Source organism: Beijerinckia sp. 28-YEA-48 (genome assembly GCF_900104955.1).
Taxonomy (GTDB): domain Bacteria; phylum Pseudomonadota; class Alphaproteobacteria; order Rhizobiales; family Beijerinckiaceae; genus Terripilifer.
This window is the reverse complement of sequence record NZ_FNSI01000001.1, coordinates 5181406-5201129: the sequence shown is the minus strand read 5'-3', so window position 1 is coordinate 5201129 and position 19724 is coordinate 5181406. Positions and strand designations below refer to the sequence as shown.

The following is a 19724-nucleotide window of genomic DNA, read 5'->3' as shown; positions in this document are numbered from 1 at the left end:
ATGGTTTTCCGAGCGCGCCAACGGCTTGATCAACCATTTTCTTGCGGCTCCAGGTCTTTCTTGCGGCTCCAGGCCCTGGGCACTATGGTGCCGGCGCTTTGGGGCACATGTAGAACGGACGCTGATCGCGTCTAGAGAGCAAGGTTGATGACAGCAGCTTCTCCGGCTTCGGCCGACCAAATTGCCAAAACCTTCTGCGCATCGATCGATGCGGCGCGGCCCTTTGATCAGCCCTATCGGCATTTCCTGATGGACGACCTGTTTCCGGCGGGCGTGTCGGAAGCGTTGAACACTTTGCCCTTCCGTGCGCCTTCGACCGATGGCGTTTCAGGCAAGCGCGAATTGCACAACGATACGCGGTCGTATTTCGACGAAGCCAACATGACCCGCTTCCCGGTCATGCGTGAAGTCGCCAAGGCGCTGCATGGACGCGACGTCACCAGCGCCATCGCCGCGAAATTCGGCGCGCCGATCGACGACACGTTGCTGCGTCTCGAATATGCTCTCGATATCGATGGCTTCTGGCTGCAGCCGCACACCGATCTCGGCGTCAAGAAATTCACCTGCCTGATCTATCTGTCCGATGAACCGGGACATGAAGAGCTCGGCACCGACATTTATGCCGACGAGAAGACTCACTTCGGCCGCTCGCCCTTCATTCCCAACACCGCGATGGTGTTCGTGCCCGGCAACAACACCTGGCACGGCTTCGTCAACCGCCCGATCATCGGCGTGCGCAAATCGGTCATTCTCAATTATGTGACGCACGACTGGCGCGCTCGCGAACAGCTGTCCTTCGCCGATCAGCCTGTCCGCGTTTGATCCTTCCATAGCGTTTCAGGGCTCGACGGAATCGTCGAGCGCCATGAAGACCCATCCAAATAAGAGGATCTAAGCAAATCACGTTTCTGCCGAAACGTGATTTGCTTTAGGCGTGGTGCGCCAGATAGCGCCGCGCCACTTCCGCCGCGATATCGCCCGTCGCATCAAGCGGCGCATAGGACCAGCTTTCCAATTGCCCCGCCCAACGCCGCGCCGCGCCATGGGCGACAAGACCATCGATGAAACGGGTGATCTTGGGTGAGCCGCCAGTCGGCTCGTAAATATGCACCGGCACGCCGGTGGCGCAGGCTTCGCCACACATATTGACGCTGTCGCCGGTGACAATGATGGAATCAGCCAGAGCCAGCATGGCGCGATAAGGATTTTCGCCCGTGCCGTCCCAGATGAAGATATTCTCACCATCGCCAACCGCCGCGCCCACCGCCGCGCGGATCGCCGCCGTCAGGGCCGCCGGCGTCCGCCGGGACGCCGTCACCATCAGGCCGGCGCCCGAGGCGGCGATCTCACCGGCGATTTCGGCAAGCGCAGCGATGTCGTTTGCTTCAAAACGATGCGCGCCGCTGTCCCCCCCCAGCACCATGGCGACGCGTGGCGTCGGCAGAGGCGCCAGCCGTGGATCAGGCGTGGCGCGCCCATAGGACAGAATGCCGGGCGAAACCGAGTGTGGCGAAACTGCCGTCGTCATCACATTGGCGCCACGCAGCTTGTCGTGTTCCGGCACCCAGATCAGATCGAATGTACCGCGCCAGGCGCGCGGATCCTGCAGGAAGACAGTGAGCGTCCGCCCGCCCGACCGCCGCTTGATGGCGCGCAGATAAGGCACCGTGACGCGACCGCAAGCGATGGCGATATCGACGTCGGGAACGCGAGCAAAGTCACCGGGATCGACAAAGCCCCAGGGCGCCGTCGCGGCAAACAGCGGGCGCGGCGCCACGCGCACGGTCGCATAACCCGGTACCAGGGCGCCGGCGACACCGATGGCATTGGCCTCATGCCCGGCGAGGCCGGACCCGAAAACCAACACTCGTGTCGCTGGTGACAGCAGCGGCGCCTGCATGCCCGTACTCTGTCGGTGAGAGGAGAGAAAGCCGCGCTAAACGTGATTTCTAAGCGCGGCTTTCCAAGTGCGGCTTCTAGTCCAAGTGCGACTTCTATCGAGCGGCTTTGATCAGCCGAATTGGATCTTCATGATCTCGTAGCTCTTGCCGCCACCTGGCGCGATCACTTCGACGGAATCACCGACCTTCTTGCCGATCAGCGCGCGGGCGATCGGCGAGGTGATGGACACGCGGCCAGACTTCACGTCGGCCTCCGGCTCGCCGACGATCTGGTATTTCTTCTCTTCCTCGGTGTCCTCGTCGATCAACGTGACGGTGGCGCCGAATTTCACGGTATTTCCCGACAACTTGGTCAGGTCGATGACCTCGGCGCGCGACAGCTTGTCCTCAAGCTCGGCGATCCGGCCCTCGTTGTGCGACTGAGCTTCCTTGGCCGCATGATATTCGGCATTTTCGGACAGATCGCCGTGCGAACGCGCCTCGGCGATTTGCTGGATGATGCGCGGACGATCCTCTTGCTGGCGGCGCTTCAGCTCCGTTTCCAGCGACTGGTAACCGACCTCGGTCATCGGAACTTTTTCCATCATGCTTCTCTTTCGATTCACCCGCTAGGCGGGACAGATACTTCCTTGGTTGTTTTGCCGCATCTGCCACGGAAACATGGCAATACGATATGGCGGAGGCGTGCCCATATCAATGGTCACGCCACCGCAACTCCGCTCAGTTCCTGCTTATGGGAACCTCTTGCGGGCTGAACGTCAAGCGGAAGGAAAAGTTGCGTTTTCCGCCGTTACGATGCAGCCGCAGGATCGAAATAATCCTGCAGGGCCCTGACCTCCAGGTCGCCCCCCTTATAGGCCCTGATCCCCTGGGCCGCGGCCAAGGCGCCGGCCAGAGTGGTGTAATAGGGCACCTTGTGGAGCAGCGCCGCCCGGCGCAACGAGCGCGAATCGAGCAGCGCCTGCGCGCCTTCCGTGGTGTTGAACACCAGCTGGATAGCGCCATTGCTGATGGCGTCGACCACGTGTGGGCGCCCTTCCGACACTTTGTTGATCCGTTGGGCCGGCACGCCGCCGGCTTCCAGGAACCGCTGGGTCCCGCTAGTCGCCACCACTTTGAAGCCGTTGCTCGACAGCAGTTTGAGGGCGTCCAGCACGCGCGCCTTGTCGGCATCCCGGACCGAAACGAACACCGTGCCGCTGGTCGGCACCTTGGTGCCACCACCGAGCTGGCTTTTGGCGAAGGCGATCTCGAAATTACGGTCGAGCCCGATGACTTCACCGGTCGAGCGCATTTCCGGCCCGAGCACCGTGTCGACACCGGGGAAACGGGCGAACGGAAACACCGCTTCCTTGACGCCCACATGCTTCAGCTCCGCCGGCTTGAGGCCGAAGGAGGCGAGCGATTCGCCAGCCATAATGCGGGAGGCGATCTTGGCGAACGGGTGGCCCACCACCTTGGCGACGAAGGGCACCGTGCGCGAAGCGCGCGGGTTGACTTCGAGCACGTAAATCTCGCCATCCTTGATGGCGTATTGCACGTTCATCAGGCCGCCGACCTTGAGCCCCAGGGCGAGCTTGCGGGTCTGATCCTCGAGCCGCGCCAGGGTTTCGGGCGTTAGAGAACGCGGCGGCAGCGAACAGGCCGAGTCACCGGAGTGAATGCCGGCTTCCTCGATATGTTCCATGATGCCGGCGATGAACACGTCCTTGCCATCGCACAGGCAGTCGACGTCGACTTCCAGCGCGTCCGACAGATAGCGATCGAACAGCAACGGGTTCTTGCCCAGAACCGTGTTGATCTGGCCGGTCTTGTCGTTGGGATAGCGCGCCTTGACGTCGGAGGGGATCAGGCCCGGCAAGGTGCCAAGCAGATAGTCGTCGAACGCCGCATCGTCACGAATGATCGCCATGGCGCGTCCGCCGAGCACATAGCTCGGCCGCACGACCAGCGGCAGGCCAAGCTCGTTGGCCACAAGCCGCGCCTGTTCGACCGAATAGGCAATGGCATTGTTGGGCTGCTTCAACCGCAGCCGATCGAGCAGACGCTTGAACTGATCGCGGTCTTCGGCGAGATCGATCGACTCGACCGAGGTGCCGAGAATGGTGATCCCGGCGTCTTCCAGCGCATGCGACAGTTTCAGCGGCGTCTGGCCGCCGAACTGGACGATGGCGCCCTTGACCGTGCCGTTCTCGCGTTCCTTGTCCATGATCTCAAGCACGTCTTCGGCCGTCAGCGGCTCGAAATACAACCGGTCCGATGTGTCGTAGTCGGTCGACACCGTCTCCGGATTGCAATTGATCATGATGGTTTCGTAGCCGACATCCGACAGCGCGAAACAGGCGTGCACGCAGCAATAGTCGAACTCGATACCCTGACCGATACGGTTCGGACCGCCACCGAGGATGACGATCTTTTCCTTGTCCGACGGGCGCGCTTCGCAGGCCAGCTGGCCGGCGAAAGGCGTTTCATAGGTCGAATACATATAGGCCGTGGGCGAAGCGAACTCCGCCGCGCAGGTGTCGATGCGCTTGTAAACCGGGCGCACACCGAGATCGTGGCGCAGCTTGCGCACGTCTTCTTCGTGGCCGTTGGTCAACGACGCCAACCGCAGATCGGAGAAACCGGCAGCCTTCAGCATACGCAGATTGTCGGCATCCTGCGGCAGGCCATGGGCGGCGACGCGCTTTTCCAGCGCGATGATTTCAGCCAGTCGTTCCAGGAACCAGCGATCGATCCGGCAAGCGTCATAGATGTCTTCGACCGACATGCCCATGCGCAGCGCCTGCCCGACGACAAGCAGGCGATCGGGCGTCGGCGTGCCAAGCGCCCGACGCAGCACATTCATGTCGTCGCCACGGCCGATGCCATCGATTTCGAACGGATCGAGGCCGGAGAGGCCCGTTTCCAGCGAGCGCAGCGCCTTCTGCAGCGATTCAGCGAAGGTACGGCCGATGGCCATGGCCTCGCCGACCGATTTCATCGCCGTCGTCAGAATGGGCTCGGCGCCCGGGAACTTCTCGAAGGCAAAGCGCGGAATCTTGGTGACCACATAATCGATGGTCGGCTCGAACGACGCCGGCGTGGCGCCGCCGGTGATGTCGTTGGCGATCTCGTCAAGCGTGTAGCCGACGGCGAGTTTCGCCGCGACCTTGGCGATCGGGAAGCCCGTCGCCTTGGAGGCCAGCGCCGACGAACGCGAGACGCGCGGATTCATCTCGATGACGATCATGCGACCGTTCTCGGGATTGACGGCGAACTGCACGTTCGAACCACCGGTCTCGACGCCGATCTCGCGCAACACCGCGATCGAGGCATCGCGCATGATCTGATATTCTTTGTCGGTCAGCGTCAGCGCCGGCGCGACGGTGATCGAGTCGCCCGTGTGCACGCCCATCGGATCAAGGTTTTCGATGGAGCAGATGATGATGCAATTGTCCGCCTTATCGCGGACCACTTCCATCTCATATTCCTTCCAGCCGAGAACGCTTTCCTCGATCAGCACTTCCGTCGTCGGCGAGGCGTCGAGCCCGCTCTGCACGATGTCGATATATTCGTTCTTGTCATAGGCGATGCCGCCGCCGGTGCCGCCCATCGTGAACGATGGCCGGATGATCGCCGGCAGACCAATGTCGTCGATGGCTTCCAGCGCTTCCTGCAAGCCCTTCGACACATAGCGGCGCTTGCGCTCCGCCTCTTTCGACTGCCACTCGCGCGCCGACGCCTCGACCGCCCGCTGGCGCTCGACCGGATCGCTATGCTGCGCGGCAACGGCCGCCTGCTGGCGATGGAATTCGTCCTTGTCCGCCTTCTTCAGGTCGGAGGCATTGGCCAGCCGCGAGCGCGGCGTGTCCAGGCCGATCTTCTTCATCGCCTCGCGGAACAGCTGGCGATCCTCGGCTTTGTCGATGGCTTCCGCCGTCGCGCCAATCATCTCGATGTCGTAGGTCTCGAGCACGCCCATCTGCTTCAGCGACAGGGCGCAATTCAGCGCCGTCTGGCCGCCCATGGTCGGCAGCAGGGCGAAGCCCTTCGAACGGTCGCCGCGCTCTTTCTCGATGATCTTGGCAACGATCTCCGGCGTGATCGGCTCGACATAGGTCCGGTCGGCCATGTCCGGGTCGGTCATGATCGTCGCCGGGTTGGAATTGACCAGAACGATCCGGTAGCCTTCCTCGCGCAGCGCCTTACACGCTTGCGTCCCCGAATAGTCGAATTCGCAGGCCTGGCCGATAATGATCGGCCCGGCTCCGATGATCATGATCGTTTCAATATCCGTGCGTTTCGGCATGTCCGTCCGTCTGGCTCCCGGCGCCGCGAGCGGCACATCGGGTGGCCCCTGGGGGCCAAATCTGCACACACAAAAAAAGGCCGCGCTATCGGCCAAAAGGCCGGAGCGCGTCCTCGCGAAATCCCGCTATGGGCGTGAACCCTGATGGGGCTTCGAGCAGGGCCGCCCGGCTCGAAAGTGGCGGTTGATTAGCCCAATATCCGCGCCGGGGGAAGCCTTACGAGGCGTTTTGCCACGGAAAGGTGGTCATTCTTTCCCTTGGCCACAACCCCTTTGTTCGACCGAGCCGGGTTTAACGGGGTTTCGCCGGCCTATAGACCGTGTTAGGCGACCTTTTTGCCCCTTCCGCGTCCTCGTGACGCCCTCACAACGGCTGGCCTCTCCACATGATCCCCCGCTATTCGCGCCCCGAAATGGTTAAAATCTGGGACCCGCAGACCCGGTTCCGCATCTGGTTCGAGATCGAGGCCCATGCCTGCGACGCTCTCGCCGAAATCGGCGTCATCCCCAAGGAAAGCGCCAAGGCGATCTGGGAACGCGCCGGCAACGTCACCTTCGACGTCGCCCGCATCGACGAAATCGAGCGCGTGACCAAGCACGACGTCATCGCCTTCCTCACCCATCTGGCCGAATTCATCGGCCCTGATTCGCGCTTCGTCCACCAGGGCATGACCTCCTCGGACGTGCTCGACACCTGCCTGAACGTCCAGCTCGTGCGCGCCGCCGATCTCATGATCGCCGATGTCGACGCCCTGCTCGCCGCGATCAAGAAGCGCGCCTTCGAGCACAAAATGACGCCGACCATCGGCCGCTCCCACGGCATCCACGCCGAACCGGTCACCTTCGGTCTGAAAATGGCCCAGGCCTATGCGGAATTCTCCCGTTGCCGCGAGCGGCTCGTCGCCGCCCGCAAGGAAGTGGCGACCTGTGCCATTTCCGGCGCCGTCGGCACCTTCGCCAATATCGACCCGCGCATCGAAGAGCATGTGGCGGCCAAATTGGGCCTGACGCCTGAGCCGGTCTCGACCCAGGTCATCCCGCGCGACCGCCATGCCATGTATTTCGCCACCCTGGGCGTCGTCGCCTCCTGCATCGAGCGCCTGGCGACCGAGATCCGCCATCTGCAGCGCACCGAAGTGCTGGAAGCGGAGGAATTCTTCTCCGAGGGCCAGAAGGGCTCCTCGGCGATGCCGCACAAGCGCAATCCGGTGCTGACCGAAAACCTCACCGGCCTCGCCCGCCTGGTGCGCGGCATGGTCACGCCCGCCATGGAAAACGTGGCGCTCTGGCACGAGCGCGATATTTCGCATTCCTCGGTCGAACGCATGATCGGCCCGGACGCGACGGTGACCCTCGATTTCGCCTTGGCGCGCCTGACGGGCGTCGTCGACAAGCTGATCGTCTATCCCGCCAATATGCAGAAGAACCTCGACCGCCTCGGCGGCCTCGTTCATTCCCAGCGCGTGCTGCTGGCGCTGACCCAGAAGGGCGTGTCGCGCGAAGACGCCTATGCCTATGTCCAGCGCAACGCCATGCCGGTGTGGCGCGGCGAGGGTGATTTCCTCACCCTGCTCAAGGCCGACAAGGACGTGGCGGCGAAGCTAAGCGCCGCCGAGCTCGAGGAATTGTTCGACCTCGGCTACCACCTCAAGCACGTCGACACGATCTTCAAGCGCGTGTTCGGCGAAGCCTGACGAGAAAGACCAGCGGGCGGCCTAGCCGCCCGCGACGGCCCGCGTCGCCTTCTGATAGGCCCAACTGAACGCCACCAGGATCAGCGCCCCGGCCGCCACCGGCATCAGCACGAAGGTCCAGGGCGGGTGCGCCACGACCATCAACAGCGCGTTGATGCCAGCTGGCGGATGCATGGTGTCGGTCGCCAGCATGACGGCGATGGCGAGACCCACGGCGAGCGCCGAAAACCAGACGCCGTCGCCACACAGCTTGACCACCGCGAGCCCGCACAGGGCCGAAATCACATGGCCGCCGAAAATATTCAGCGGCTTGGCGAAGGGCGTCTCCGGCGCCGACATGACCAGCACGATCGACGTGGTGAACGGCACCAGCGCCAGTTCCAACCCGACCTCATGGCCGAGCAGGATCATCAACAGGATCCCCAGCCCGCCACCAACCGCCGCCACCACGATCTTGCGCATCCGCGACCATTCCCTAAATAACGCGAACACCGGCTCGCGCAGAAACCGCCCCTCAAACGCCCTCATACAAGAAGCAGGCCTGATAAGGCACCATGCTTATGGTTGACCAGCGCGGGGCCCACGCTCACTAATAAGCGATCCCAATTTTGGAAAGGCCAAGCGACTGAAACTCTCCGACCTCGACATCCTGATCGCCCCCGGCCTCGGCGGCGGCAGCCCCGATCACTGGTATGCGCGCTGGGTGGAAAAGCTTTCCACCGCACGCCGTATCGAACAGGCCAACTGGAACGAGCCCAATTACGACGATTGGATCGCGCGCATCACCGACGCGGCGACCCGGTGCGAACGGCCCGTCATCCTGGTCGGCCATTCGCTTGGCGCTTTGTCGATCGCCCATGCGGCACAGCGATTGGAGAACAGCAGCGTCACCGCCGCCTACCTGGTCGCACCGCCATCAACGCGCGTCCTCGCGACCTTGCCGGAAGTCGATCCGCGTTTCGGTGCGATGCCCTCAACGCCGCTGCCCTTCCCCTCGGTGCTGGTGGCAAGCCGCGATGATCCTTACGCGACCTTCGACGAAAGCGAGGCCATGGCGCAAGACTGGGGCTCGACCATCGCCGATGCCGGCAACGCCGGACACATCAACGCGGAGTCCGGCCACGGTCCTTGGCCTGAAGGCTTGATACGATTTGCTGGCTTTCTGAAGACACTGTAGCCTCCGGCCCAACAAATAAAGTTGGGAGGAAACATAATGCGCTTGAATGGCGGAGCTATGTTCTTATCCGCGATCTTGGCCGCGACCATGGCCAATATCGCGGCGACAACTGCCCAAGCTGATCCCGTTGCCGATTTCTATCGCGGCAATACAATTCGCATCATCAATTGGGCTTCGGCTGGCGGTGAATATGACATTCACGGCAGATTGATCAGCCGCTTTCTCGGCCGCCACCTGCCCGGCCAGCCGACGGTGATCCATCAGAGCATGACGGGCGGCGGCGGCCTTGTCGCCGCGAATTATCTTTACAATGTTGCGCCCAAGGACGGCACGTCGCTTGGCATCATGGTGTCGAGCCTGCCTTTGAGCCAGGTGCTCGGCGACCAGGCCGTGCGCTTCGACGCCGGCCGGTTCAATTGGATCGGCACGATCTCGCGCACCCAGGAAAGTCTCGTCGCCTGGCACACCACCGGCATCAAAAGCTGGGATGAGATGACGAAGCGCGAATTCGTTCTCGGCGCCAGCGGCGCTGGATCGTCCAGCGTCATGGTGCCAACCGTGATGAACGCTTTGCTCGGCACCAAGATCAAGATTGTGCCCGGCTATCCCGGCGGCGCGCAGATCAATCTCGCCATGGAACACGGCGAATCCATGGGGCGCTGGAATACGCTGACATCGTGGAAGGTGACCAATCCGAATTGGATCGCCAACAAGAACATCATCTTCCTGGTGCAGTCGGCCTTGAACAAGCCAGAAGGCTTCACCGACGCGCCGCTCCTCATGGACCTTGCCCGCGATGCCGACGATCGCAAGATTTTCGCATTGCTAGCGACCGGGTCTGAACTCGGCCGCCCGCTCGTCGGCACACCCGGCATTCCCGCCGACCGCTTGGCGGCGCTCATCGCCGCCTATCGCGCCATCTTCCAGGATGGGGAATTTCGCCAGGAGGCCGAGAGCCTGAAGATCGAGATCGATCCGGTCATCGGGCAGGACTTGCAGAGCCTCGTGACAACGGCGCTGGCAACGCCGAAGCCTTTGGCCGAACGGCTGAAAAAACTCGTCGAATGAAATTGGATGGCTTCGTCGCTGTGCGAGGGAAGCTAAGCAACCGCAAATCCTCATCATTCAACATCGCTTGATCCATGCCTGCGCATCCTGGACGGACCGGGGCGGCATGCTATCTTGCCGGGACAGAGCGAGGACACATGATCATACTCTCACGTCGCACCGCCCTCCTGTCGGCCGCCTGCGGCCTCCTCGCCACCATGGTGCCAGCTTGGGCGACGGAACGTCAGCCCTATACGGAAGAGGCTTTTCTCGCCGCGCAAAAGGCTGGCAGATCGATCGTCATCGAAGTCCACGCGCCGTGGTGCCCGATCTGCGCCAAGCAGAAGGTCGTCATGAAGGAGCTGGAGAAGAAGCCGGAATACGACAAGCTGCTGATCTTCATGGTCGACTTCGACAGCCAAAAAGACGTGCTGAAGAAATTCCGCGTCACCCATCAATCGACCTATATCAGCTTCACCGGCACCGACGAGATGCAACGCTCGACCGGCATTACCGATCCGATGTCGCTGGACGCTTTGTTGCAGACCGCACTCTGAGCGGGGAGATTGCGTGACATCCCTCGCGCTTGCCTTCATCGCCGGCCTGCTCACCCTTCTGTCGCCCTGCGTATTACCCCTGTTGCCGGTCGTTCTCGGCGCCGCGGCGTCGCAACATCGGTTGGGACCACTGGTTCTGGCGGCAGGGCTGACATTGTCGTTCACGCTGCTTGGCCTGTTCGTCGCCTTGTTCGGCTTCGCTCTCGATATCGACGCTGACTTCTTCCGCAACGCCGCCGCCATTCTGCTCGTCATCATCGGCCTCGTCCTGATGGTGCCGGCGGCCCAAATGCGGCTCGCGACCGCCGCCGGTCCGGTGTCCAATTGGGCGGAAACGCGCTTTGGCGGCTTCTCGACGTCTGGCCTCGCCGGTCAGTTCGGCGTCGGCCTGCTGCTTGGCGCGGTCTGGTCACCCTGTGTCGGCCCGACACTGGGCGCCGCCAGCATTCTCGCCGCACGCGGCGAGAACCTCGGCATGGTGGCTCTCACCATGATTGTGTTTGGCATCGGTGCCGGTCTGCCGCTGGCCCTGCTCGGCTTTGCCTCTCGCCAATCCCTGCTCGCCTGGCGCGATCGCCTACGCGGCAGCGGTGGCGTGCTCAAGATCGTCTTCGGCCTAGTTCTGATTGTTGCCGGCCTCGCTGTCTTGACCGGCATCGACAAGCGCATCGAGACCTTTCTCGTCAACGTCTCACCACAATGGCTGACCGATCTGACGACACGTTTTTAAACGCTACCCTGAATATGATCGCGCACCTTGGGATAGATGCGATTGTCCCAGCGCTTGCCGTTGAAGACGCCGTAATGGCCGGCGCCCGGCTCCATGTGATGGGATTTCATATAGGGCCGCAGACCTGAACACAGATCATGCGCCGCCAGGGTCTGGCCGATGGCGCAAATGTCATCGCGCTCACCCTCGACCGTCAGCAGAAACGTGCGTTTGATCGCCTGCGGCTCAATCAAACGACCGCGATAGGAGAGCTGGCCCTGCGCCAGTGCCGCATCCTGAAACACGCTCTTGATCGTCTGCAGATAGAACTCGCCGCTCAGATCCATGATAGCGAAATATTCCTTGTAGAAATCGCGGATCGTGTCGGCCTTCTCGAACTCGCCTTCAAGACGATGCTTGAACAGATCGGCGAAGGATTTCGCATGGCGTTCGAGGTTCATGCTCATAAACGCCGCCAATTGCAGGAAGCCTGGATAGACCAGGCGGCCGCTGCCCTTGAGGCTACCGGGCACGATGCCGACAAGCTTTTCGCGGAACCATTCGATCGGATGATCCGTCGCCAGCTTGTTCACCACCGTTGGTGATATCCGCGTATCGATCGGCCCGGCCATCAAGGTCAGGCTGGCGGGCTGGTCCGGATCCTTGTCCTGCGCCATCAGCGCGACAGCGGCGAGCGCCGGCACCGTCGGCTGACAGACCGCCATCACATGCAACTGCGGCCCCAGAAATTTGATGAAACGAATGATGTGCTCGATAAAATCATCGAGATCGAACGGGCCCGCGGCCAAGGGAATGTCGCGGACATTCTTCCAGTCCGAAAGATAGACCTGATAGTCCTTCAACAAAGTCCGTACTGTGCCGCGTAGCAAGGTGGCGAAATGGCCGGACATCGGCGCCAGCAGCAACACCTTCGGCGCGTCCTCGCCACCCTTGCGGGTGAAGCGCAGCAGCGAGCAGAAATCCGTGTCGAGCACGACCGTCTCGCTCACCATCTTCGTCTCGCCACGCACGTTGACCGTCTTGATCCCATAATCGGGCCGCGCATGCGTGAAGCCGGCCAGGGTCACGAGCTCGTAATAGGCCGCCATGCGTTTGATCGGCGACGCCGTGACATTGCTGCCCCAGGTGGTGAGGATGCGCTCGGCATTCGCCGCCAGCATCCGGACCGGATCGGTGAGATCGGCGTAGGCTTGATAGTAGTGATACATCGCCTGGGCACCCGGTTGGACCGAGACCGAAGCAAGCCATATGCCATGGCATAGTGATTGCATTGATATTCCGACCTGATCGGGCTCAGACAGGCGGGAGCATCGTGCGCACGACCCTTACCTTAAGCAGCAGAAACTACTCGTCCTGGTCGTTGCGCGGCTGGCTGATGGCCAAGCAATCGGGCGTACCATTCACGGAAATCATGGTCGCGCCTGACGATCTCGACGCCCGCGCCGAGATTCTCCTGCTCTCGCCCTCGATCCTGGTGCCTTGCCTTGAGCACAATGGCATCAAGATTTGGGACACCTTGGCGATTGGTGAGTTTCTCAACGAGATCGCCCCAAAGGCAGGCCTTCTGCCTAAGGATCAGGCGAAGCGTGCCCATTGCCGCTCCATTTGCGGCGAAATGCATTCCGGCTTCAGCGCCTTACGCTCAGCCCTGCCGATGAATTTGCGCGGCCACTTCCCCAATTTCAAAGTCTGGTCGAAGGCCCAAGCCGACATCGCCCGCATCGAAACCATCTGGACCGAATGCCTGAAGACCTATGGCGGGCCGTTCCTGTTCGGGGAGTTTTCCATGGCCGACGCCATGTATGCGCCCGTCGCCACCCGCTTCATCACCTATGATGTTAAGCTGGACAAGACTTGCGCCGGTTTCCGTGACCGCATTCTCGCCTGGCCGGCGATGCAGGAGTGGATCGACTCCGCTCTGGCGGAACCGGAAGAGATCGAGGAACTCGAAGTCGAGTTTTAGAAAACACGTAGGGGAGAAGTCCTGGGCGAAGGCAAGCCGTGTTTGAAGCGTGGCGAAAGGAGCATGCCATGTTGGACAAGCCCACTACCGAGCCTGAAACAACCTCTGCATACCCGACCGAATTCTCCCACACCAAACCCGCCGACACCCAATGGCGCGGCGAAGGTCTCCGAGATTTCTTTCTCTACAAGGATCTCGGCATCGCCAAGGCGACCAACGGCAAGGTCATCGCCCATCTGGTGAAGGCCAATCTGCCGCCGGAGAAAGGCACCGGCTGGCACAAGCATGTCGCCGACTTCCAAATCGTGCTGATGACCAAGGGTTGGGCGAAATTCATGTACGAGGACAAAATCACCCTCGTTGAAGCCGGTGACTGCGTCCATCAGCGCCCCGGCATCGTGCATTATCTCTACGATTACTCGCCCGACATGGAATATCTCGAAATCGTCGGCCCCGCCGATTTCGCCAGCGTCGATGTCGAGCAAGGCCCGGCCGCTGTGCCAGCACCGACGCCGTGGACATAGGCCGCGCGTTCAACAACAGGGCAAACAAAAAAGGGGATGCCGAAGCATCCCCCTTTGAACGTTTCGCCGCGTCGAACGATCAGCGCGAATAGAATTCGATGACCAGGTTCGGTTCCATCACGGTCGGATAGGGAACTTCCGACGGCAGCGGAATGCGCGTGACCTTGGCGGTCATCTTCGAATGGTCGACTTCGTAATAGTCCGGCACGTCACGCTCGGCGAGCTGGGCGGCTTCCAGCACGATGACGAGCTGGCGCGAAGCTTCCTTCACCTCGATCAGATCGCCGACCTTCACGAGATAGGAGGCGATGTTGACCTTGCGGCCGTTGACCTTGACGTGGCCGTGGTTGACGAACTGGCGGGCCGCGAAAACGGTCGGCACGAACTTGGCGCGGTAGACGACCGCGTCGAGACGACGCTCGAGCAGCGCGATCAGGTTGTCGCCCGAGTCGCCCTTCATGCGCACGGCTTCCTGATAGTACTTGCGGAACTGCTTCTCGGAGATGTTGCCGTAGTAGCCCTTGACCTTCTGCTTGGCCTTGAGCTGGGTGCCGAAGTCGGAAAGCTTGCCCTTGCGGCGCTGGCCGTGCTGGCCGGGGCCGTATTCGCGGCGGTTCACCGGGCTCTTCGGGCGACCCCAGATGTTCTCGCCCATGCGGCGATCGATTTTGTACTTGGATTCTGCGCGCTTTGTCATCTTAGTCCTCGAAACGGTGTCATACCGGCAAAAGGACCAAGGCCCGCGCCCGCGCCAAAGGCGCGTCGCTTGTCCGCGATCCTTCCGCCATGGGAAGGAAAGCGCCCTCCTCTGCCTCGTAAGAGGCCGACAGGCTGCTCACCGCGCCGGAAAATCCGGCCTGGGAACGGCCACGGGTGCATAATCCCGGCGCCCAAAGGCACCCGGATTGGGGCTCTCTAGGGGCCATAGCCCCAAAAGTCAAATTGCTCCCGGCTTTATGGCCGCCGCTCAATCCTCTAGGAAGAGACGAAGGAAAAGAGCGCCGTCACCGCGCTTCAGAGAAAACCGAGAGAAAACAAGGGAGGGGTCCATGATTTCCGCACGCGCCACGCGTATGGCGGCTGCGTCACTGTCAGCTTTGCTGGCTTTCGCCATTCCGGCCAAAGCCCAAGAGGGCAAAAAACCGGACCCGATCGCCGATTTCTATCGCGGCAGAACCGTCACCATCGTCGCCGGATCGTCCGTCGGCGGCGGGCTCGATGTCTATGCCCGGCTGGTCGCCCGCCATCTCTATCGGTTCATTCCCGGCCATCCCACCGTGGTCGCCACCAATATGCCCGGCGCCGGCTCGCTGATCGCCGCCAAGCATCTCTATACGATCGCTCCGAAGGACGGCACCCATATCGCCATCTTCCTGCCAGGCGCCATTTTCGAGCCGCTGTTTGGCACCACCGAACGCGCCAGTTTCGATCCGACCAAGCTCAATTTCATCGGCAACGGCAATTCCGAAGCCGTCGTCTGCATCACCCGTCGCGACGCGCCGGTGCAGACCTATGGCGATGTCTTCCAGAAGGAACTGGTGATCGGCGCCACCGGCCCCGGCAGCACCTTGGTCGATTATCCGGTCGTCATCCGCAATCTGCTGGGCGCGAAGCTGAAGATCATCTCCGGCTACAAAGGCTCGCGTGAAGTCAGCCTCGCCGTCCAGCAGGGTGAACTGCAAGGCATCTGCGGCCTCGGCTGGTCTTCGGCGAAGCTGCAATATCCGGATTTGTTTGAGCCCACCAGCCTGGTCAAAGTGTTGGCCCTGGAGGACGTGAAGCCGCATCCCGAACTCGCCGGCAAGAACATTCCGCTCACCGTCGACTTCGCCAAGACGCCGGAACAGCGCCAGATCCTGAATCTGTTCTACACCCAAGGCGTCATCACGCGGCCCTTCGCCGTGCCGCCGGGGGTGCCAGCGGAGCGGGTCGCGGCCCTGCGCAAGGCGTTCATCGAAACCATGCGCGATCCTGAACTCCAGGCCGATGCCGCCAAACAGCGCACCGACGCGGTGCCGCAAACTGGCGAGGAACTGCAGCAGATCGTCGACACGCTTTACACGACATCGCCGCAACTCATCGGCCAGCTCAAGGATGCGCTGAACGCCAAGTGACGAGCGCAACGCTGGGCGTCACGACGAAAATGATCCGGAAACGTCCCTTGCATGGGGTTGTTCCTCGGAATGTCGCAACACCCCCTCCGTCAACGGAATCCGGCATCACCTACCGCGGTGAAATCGGACTCAAAATACGGAGGAAGGGCGGCGGAATTATGCTTCCCGCGCCCTTCGTCGCTGCGCCCTTGCAGCGACGGCAAAGCGCTTAATCGCGATCGGGCGCGCCGAGCGGAAAATAGGAGCGATACGGGCGCCCGTCATCGACCGCACGTTTGACGGCGGGATGTTTGAGCACCCGCTCACGATAGGCGCGCACTTCAGCGAAGCGTGGCGCGATCTCATGAGCCCAATCGGCATAGAACAAGCTGGGCGCGGCAGCACAGTCGGCTAAAGAAAAATCCGCGCCAGCCGCCCACGGGCGGCCTTTCAGATGCACATCGAGCCAGCCATAAGCCGTGTCGAGCATGCCACGTGCTTCCTCGACACCATAGCTGTCCCGCGCATCAGCAGGGCGGATCTGGTTGAGGACGATCTTCTGCATCGGCGTCATGATGTAATTGTCGAAGAAACGATCGAGCATGCGCACATCGAGCGCCACAGCGGGATCAGACGGCACAAGACGCGTGGCGCCTGGATAATGCACATCGAGATGTTCGATGATGACCGTCGACTCGACCACCGTTTTACCGCCATCGACCAACGCCGGCATGCGCTTGAGCGGCCAGAGCGCGGTGAATTCCGCTAAAGCAACCTTGTCCTCGAGAATGCGCAGATCGAACGGCGTCTCATTGACGTAGAAGGCGATGAACACCTTCTGACAATAGGACGAAAACGGATGGCCATAGAGCGTCAGCGACATCGTTTTCTCCTCAGCGGTCGCGGCGATAATGCAGGATGACCGAGCCGGTATCGAGCGCAATACATTCGGTGCGCGTCAGCGGTAAATCCGGCAAGCTCTTGATGTCGGCCCCCGCTTCGAACAGTTTCTTGCCATCGCCAAACAGCACCGGCGCGATCATCAGCCGATATTCGTCGGGCAGGTCGAGCGTCACCAGGCTGTTGACGAGACCGGCGCCGCCAAAACAGAAAATGTCGCCCTTCACACTCGCGTTCAGTGCCGCGATCGTGGCGGCAAGATCGCCCTTGGCGAGCGTCCCGTTCCAGCCGGGATCGCCAGTGAAGCTGCGCGAGACCAAGGTCTTCGGCAGGCTGTTCATGGTCTTGGCATAGGGGATGGTCGCGGCGATGCTCGTCGGATCGGTTTCGGCCGGCGTCCAGAAGTCCTTCATCTTGAAAAAATTGACGCGGCCATAGATGAGATGCCCGGCCCGTTCGAGGGCGTAGTTTGACCAATGGCGCTCGACTTCATCCGACCATGGCGGTGGCACGAATTGCCCGCCAGGCTTCTCGATATAGCCATCCACGCTCGTCACCATCGATACGATCAGCTTGGCCATATCTGCTTCCCTCATCAAAACTGATTTCAATTTGCAAGCAGTTGTGAAATGCCATAACTGATCCTATCTTGCAAGCAGTATTGGAGACCCCGCGATGGAACCCGGCCAACGCTCCGGCTGCGCGATCAATTTGACCTTGGAAATGCTGGGGGATCGCTGGAGCCTGATCGTCATCCGCGACGTCATGTTTGGAAACCGGCGGCATTATCGCGAACTGCTCAATCATTCTCAGGAAGGCATCGCCTCGAACATCCTGGCCGATCGCCTCAAGCGGCTGGTGGCCTCGGGCCTGCTGTCGCGCCGCGACGACCCTAGCCATAAGCAGAAGGCGATCTACAGCCTGACCGAGCCATCGATCCAGCTCGTGCCTCTTTTGGCGCAGATGGGCGCCTGGGGCCGCCGGCACACGCCCGTGTCCCCGGAACTGTCGATCCGCGCCGAAATTCTGGAAGAAGGCGGCCCGCCGCTGTGGCAGGCCTTCATGGATGAATTGCGCCACCTGCATCTGGATGCGCCAAAGCCTGAACGTTCCGTCTTCGCCGAATTGCGGGCGGCCTATCTGAATGCGGTGGCCCAGCGCGACGCGCAGGCCACCGCATAAACTCACACCAGCTTCACCAATTGCTTGCCGAAATTGCCGCCCTTCAACATGGCGAAAAACGCCTGCGGCGCGGCCTCCAGCCCCTCCGCCACGCTTTCGCGCCAGCGGATACGCCCGGCCGCCACATGGCTGGCCAGCTCCGACAGAGCCTGCGGCCACAGCGCCAGATGATCGGAGACAATGAAACCCTCGAGGCGCGAACGGGTATCGAGCAGCACACGCACATCCGGCAGCGGCGTCGGCGTGCCGTCATAGCCTGACGACACCAGACCACACAGCGCGACACGCGAGAACGGATTGAGCCGCCGCATCCCCTGCCGGAACGGTTCGCCGCCGACATTTTCAAACATTCCGTTGATCCCGTCCGGCAGCGCTTCTTTCAGCCGCGCCGGAAACTCCGGATCGCGATGATCGACGCAGGCGTCGTAACCAAGCTCACTGACGGCAAAAGCGCATTTCTCCGGACCACCGGCAATGCCAACCGCCCGCGCGCCGGCAAGCTTCACCAATGGGCCGACGACGGAGCCGACAGCGCCCGTGGCGGCTGAGACCAGCACGGTTTCGCCGGCCTTGGGCGCGATGATTTTCGTCACCCCATACCAGGCGGTGACGCCAGGCATGCCGACCGGCCCCAGCCAAGCCTGGATCGGCGTACCGGGCTCAATCTTGCGCAGGCCCTTGCCGTCGCTGAGACTATAGAGCTGCCAGCCGCCGGTGCCGACAACGCGATCGCCGACAGCGAAGCGCGGGTTCTGCGAGGCCACAACCTCGCCCACCGTGCCGCCGACCATCACCTCGCCAAGCGCCTGCGGCTGCGCATAGGATTTGCCGTCGTTCATGCGCCCGCGCATGTAGGGATCGAGCGACAGATAGTGATGGCGCACCAACACCTGGCCATCGGCCGGCGCCGCCGTCTCGCTCTCGACGAGCTGAAAGTTATGCGGCCCCGCCGGCGCCTCGCGCGACGGGCGCGAGGCCAGGATGAACGCTTTGTTCTGCGCCATGGTTATGGCCTCAGATAGGCGTAGCCGAGGGATTGCAGTTCAGCGAGGCGGACGACGCCGCCCTCCTCGACCACTTTGAAGCCGGGCACCAGATCGGCCAGATCCACCTTCTGCGCCTTCATCGTATTGCCGCAGGCATCGAATTTGACGCCGGCCTTGGAAAAATTTTCCACCTTCTGCGACACCGCCGGATCAGCCGACATGGCATGAAACCCCTTCAGCGCCGGCCCGTGCACGACGAGCACGATCTCGACGCCTTTCGGCCCACCATCGAGATGGTTCTGGATATTGCCGAGGACGAAGACCACCTTGTCGGCATCCGATAGGTGATAGGCGACCTTGCTGGCCGAGACTTTCGCCGCGCCGCCGGCCCCTTGCGCCATCGCTTTCGTGGCGAAGACACCGCCGACAGCCACCGCCGCCGCTTTGAAAATATTGCGCCTATGCATGGTCGCGCTCCTACCGTTCGTTTGCCGTTCGTTGTTTGGCGGCAGGCTATCACTTCGTTGGGCGCAGCGCAGCCTGGTCTTTCCTGTCGGGCGATCGCTTCGGCGCCCGCTACACGAGCGAGGCGAAACAATTTATCGTCGGCTCCCGACCGACTGGCGCTGAATTCCGGATCATCCCAGCTGGCCGGCATGATCCAGCGATAGGCGGATGG

Annotated in this window: 20 protein-coding genes; 10 read left to right on the top strand and 10 right to left on the bottom strand. The window is 61.9% G+C overall.

Annotated elements, in window-relative coordinates; translation table 11 throughout:
- Window positions 1-147: 147 nt before the first annotated feature.
- Complete coding sequence (locus tag BLW50_RS24340; RefSeq protein ID WP_090707454.1) at window positions 148-822, top strand: 2OG-Fe(II) oxygenase; 675 nt, start codon at window positions 148-150, stop codon at window positions 820-822.
- A 106-nt stretch (window positions 823-928) separates the two neighbouring features.
- Here BLW50_RS24340 and BLW50_RS24335 read toward each other — a convergent pair whose 3' ends face one another.
- The 3 genes from BLW50_RS24335 to carB form a co-directional block, all read right to left on the bottom strand.
- The gene (locus BLW50_RS24335) at window positions 929-1900 is read right to left on the bottom strand and encodes a mitochondrial fission ELM1 family protein (protein WP_090707453.1); all 972 of its coding nucleotides are present in this window, start codon (window positions 1898-1900) and stop codon (window positions 929-931) included.
- Between the two features lie 111 nt (window positions 1901-2011).
- Window positions 2012-2488, bottom strand: coding sequence for a transcription elongation factor GreA (greA, locus tag BLW50_RS24330; protein WP_090707452.1), 477 nt, complete (start codon window positions 2486-2488; stop codon window positions 2012-2014).
- 203 nt (window positions 2489-2691) lie between these two features.
- Complete coding sequence (gene carB, locus BLW50_RS24325; RefSeq protein WP_090709630.1) at window positions 2692-6192, bottom strand: carbamoyl-phosphate synthase large subunit; 3501 nt, start codon at window positions 6190-6192, stop codon at window positions 2692-2694.
- 386 nt (window positions 6193-6578) lie between these two features.
- On the opposite strand from carB, the gene purB reads away from it, so the two are divergent.
- A complete protein-coding gene (purB, locus tag BLW50_RS24320) occupies window positions 6579-7886 on the top strand; it encodes an adenylosuccinate lyase (RefSeq protein ID WP_090707451.1) in 1308 nt (435 codons plus the stop codon).
- Between the two features lie 21 nt (window positions 7887-7907).
- Here purB and BLW50_RS24315 read toward each other — a convergent pair whose 3' ends face one another.
- On the bottom strand, window positions 7908-8348 hold the full coding sequence (locus BLW50_RS24315) for an HPP family protein (protein ID WP_170850331.1): 441 nt from the start codon (window positions 8346-8348) through the stop codon (window positions 7908-7910).
- A gap of 130 nt (window positions 8349-8478) precedes the next feature.
- Here BLW50_RS24315 and BLW50_RS24310 point away from each other — a divergent pair, with 130 nt between their 5' ends.
- The 4 genes from BLW50_RS24310 (at window position 8479) to BLW50_RS24295 (ending at window position 11397) form a co-directional block, all read left to right on the top strand.
- Window positions 8479-9063, top strand: a complete 585-nt coding sequence (locus tag BLW50_RS24310; RefSeq protein ID WP_348272885.1) for an RBBP9/YdeN family alpha/beta hydrolase — start codon at window positions 8479-8481, stop codon at window positions 9061-9063.
- Window positions 9064-9120: 57 nt separating this feature from the next.
- Window positions 9121-10131: a Bug family tripartite tricarboxylate transporter substrate binding protein gene (locus BLW50_RS24305; protein WP_090707448.1), complete on the top strand. Its 1011-nt coding sequence runs from the start codon at window positions 9121-9123 to the stop codon at window positions 10129-10131.
- Between the two features lie 137 nt (window positions 10132-10268).
- Window positions 10269-10667 carry a thioredoxin family protein gene (locus BLW50_RS24300; protein ID WP_090707447.1) on the top strand — a complete coding sequence of 133 codons (399 nt, stop codon included), beginning with the start codon at window positions 10269-10271 and terminating at the stop codon, window positions 10665-10667.
- A gap of 13 nt (window positions 10668-10680) precedes the next feature.
- Window positions 10681-11397 carry a cytochrome c biogenesis CcdA family protein gene (locus tag BLW50_RS24295; protein WP_090707446.1) on the top strand — a complete coding sequence of 239 codons (717 nt, stop codon included), beginning with the start codon at window positions 10681-10683 and terminating at the stop codon, window positions 11395-11397.
- Here the strand turns inward: BLW50_RS24295 and phaZ are convergent.
- A complete protein-coding gene (gene phaZ, locus BLW50_RS24290; protein WP_348272865.1) occupies window positions 11394-12668 on the bottom strand; it encodes a polyhydroxyalkanoate depolymerase in 1275 nt (424 codons plus the stop codon). The genes BLW50_RS24295 and phaZ overlap by 4 nt on opposite strands.
- Before the next feature lie 38 nt (window positions 12669-12706).
- Between phaZ and BLW50_RS24285 the strand changes: the two genes are divergently transcribed.
- Window positions 12707-13360, top strand: a complete 654-nt coding sequence (locus BLW50_RS24285; RefSeq protein ID WP_090709628.1) for a glutathione S-transferase family protein — start codon at window positions 12707-12709, stop codon at window positions 13358-13360.
- A 68-nt stretch (window positions 13361-13428) separates the two neighbouring features.
- Window positions 13429-13884 (top strand): cupin domain-containing protein, encoded by a 456-nt coding sequence (locus tag BLW50_RS24280; protein ID WP_090707444.1) that lies wholly within the window; start codon window positions 13429-13431, stop codon window positions 13882-13884.
- Between the two features lie 79 nt (window positions 13885-13963).
- Here BLW50_RS24280 and rpsD read toward each other — a convergent pair whose 3' ends face one another.
- Window positions 13964-14581: a 30S ribosomal protein S4 gene (rpsD, locus tag BLW50_RS24275; RefSeq protein ID WP_090707443.1), complete on the bottom strand. Its 618-nt coding sequence runs from the start codon at window positions 14579-14581 to the stop codon at window positions 13964-13966.
- 352 nt (window positions 14582-14933) lie between these two features.
- Between rpsD and BLW50_RS24270 the strand changes: the two genes are divergently transcribed.
- Window positions 14934-15998 carry a Bug family tripartite tricarboxylate transporter substrate binding protein gene (locus BLW50_RS24270; protein ID WP_139267724.1) on the top strand — a complete coding sequence of 355 codons (1065 nt, stop codon included), beginning with the start codon at window positions 14934-14936 and terminating at the stop codon, window positions 15996-15998.
- 208 nt (window positions 15999-16206) lie between these two features.
- Here BLW50_RS24270 and BLW50_RS24265 read toward each other — a convergent pair whose 3' ends face one another.
- Both BLW50_RS24265 and BLW50_RS24260 read right to left on the bottom strand, forming a co-directional pair.
- Window positions 16207-16860, bottom strand: a complete 654-nt coding sequence (locus tag BLW50_RS24265) for a glutathione S-transferase family protein (RefSeq protein WP_090707441.1) — start codon at window positions 16858-16860, stop codon at window positions 16207-16209.
- Between the two features lie 10 nt (window positions 16861-16870).
- Window positions 16871-17458: a dihydrofolate reductase family protein gene (locus tag BLW50_RS24260; protein WP_170850330.1), complete on the bottom strand. Its 588-nt coding sequence runs from the start codon at window positions 17456-17458 to the stop codon at window positions 16871-16873.
- Between the two features lie 94 nt (window positions 17459-17552).
- Here BLW50_RS24260 and BLW50_RS24255 point away from each other — a divergent pair, with 94 nt between their 5' ends.
- Window positions 17553-18059, top strand: a complete 507-nt coding sequence (locus BLW50_RS24255) for a winged helix-turn-helix transcriptional regulator (protein ID WP_090707439.1) — start codon at window positions 17553-17555, stop codon at window positions 18057-18059.
- Between the two features lie 2 nt (window positions 18060-18061).
- On the opposite strand, the gene BLW50_RS24250 is transcribed toward BLW50_RS24255, so the two are convergent.
- A complete protein-coding gene (locus tag BLW50_RS24250) occupies window positions 18062-19063 on the bottom strand; it encodes an NADP-dependent oxidoreductase (protein ID WP_090707438.1) in 1002 nt (333 codons plus the stop codon).
- A gap of 2 nt (window positions 19064-19065) precedes the next feature.
- A complete protein-coding gene (locus tag BLW50_RS24245; RefSeq protein ID WP_090707437.1) occupies window positions 19066-19512 on the bottom strand; it encodes a DsrE family protein in 447 nt (148 codons plus the stop codon).
- Window positions 19513-19724 lie beyond the last annotated feature (212 nt).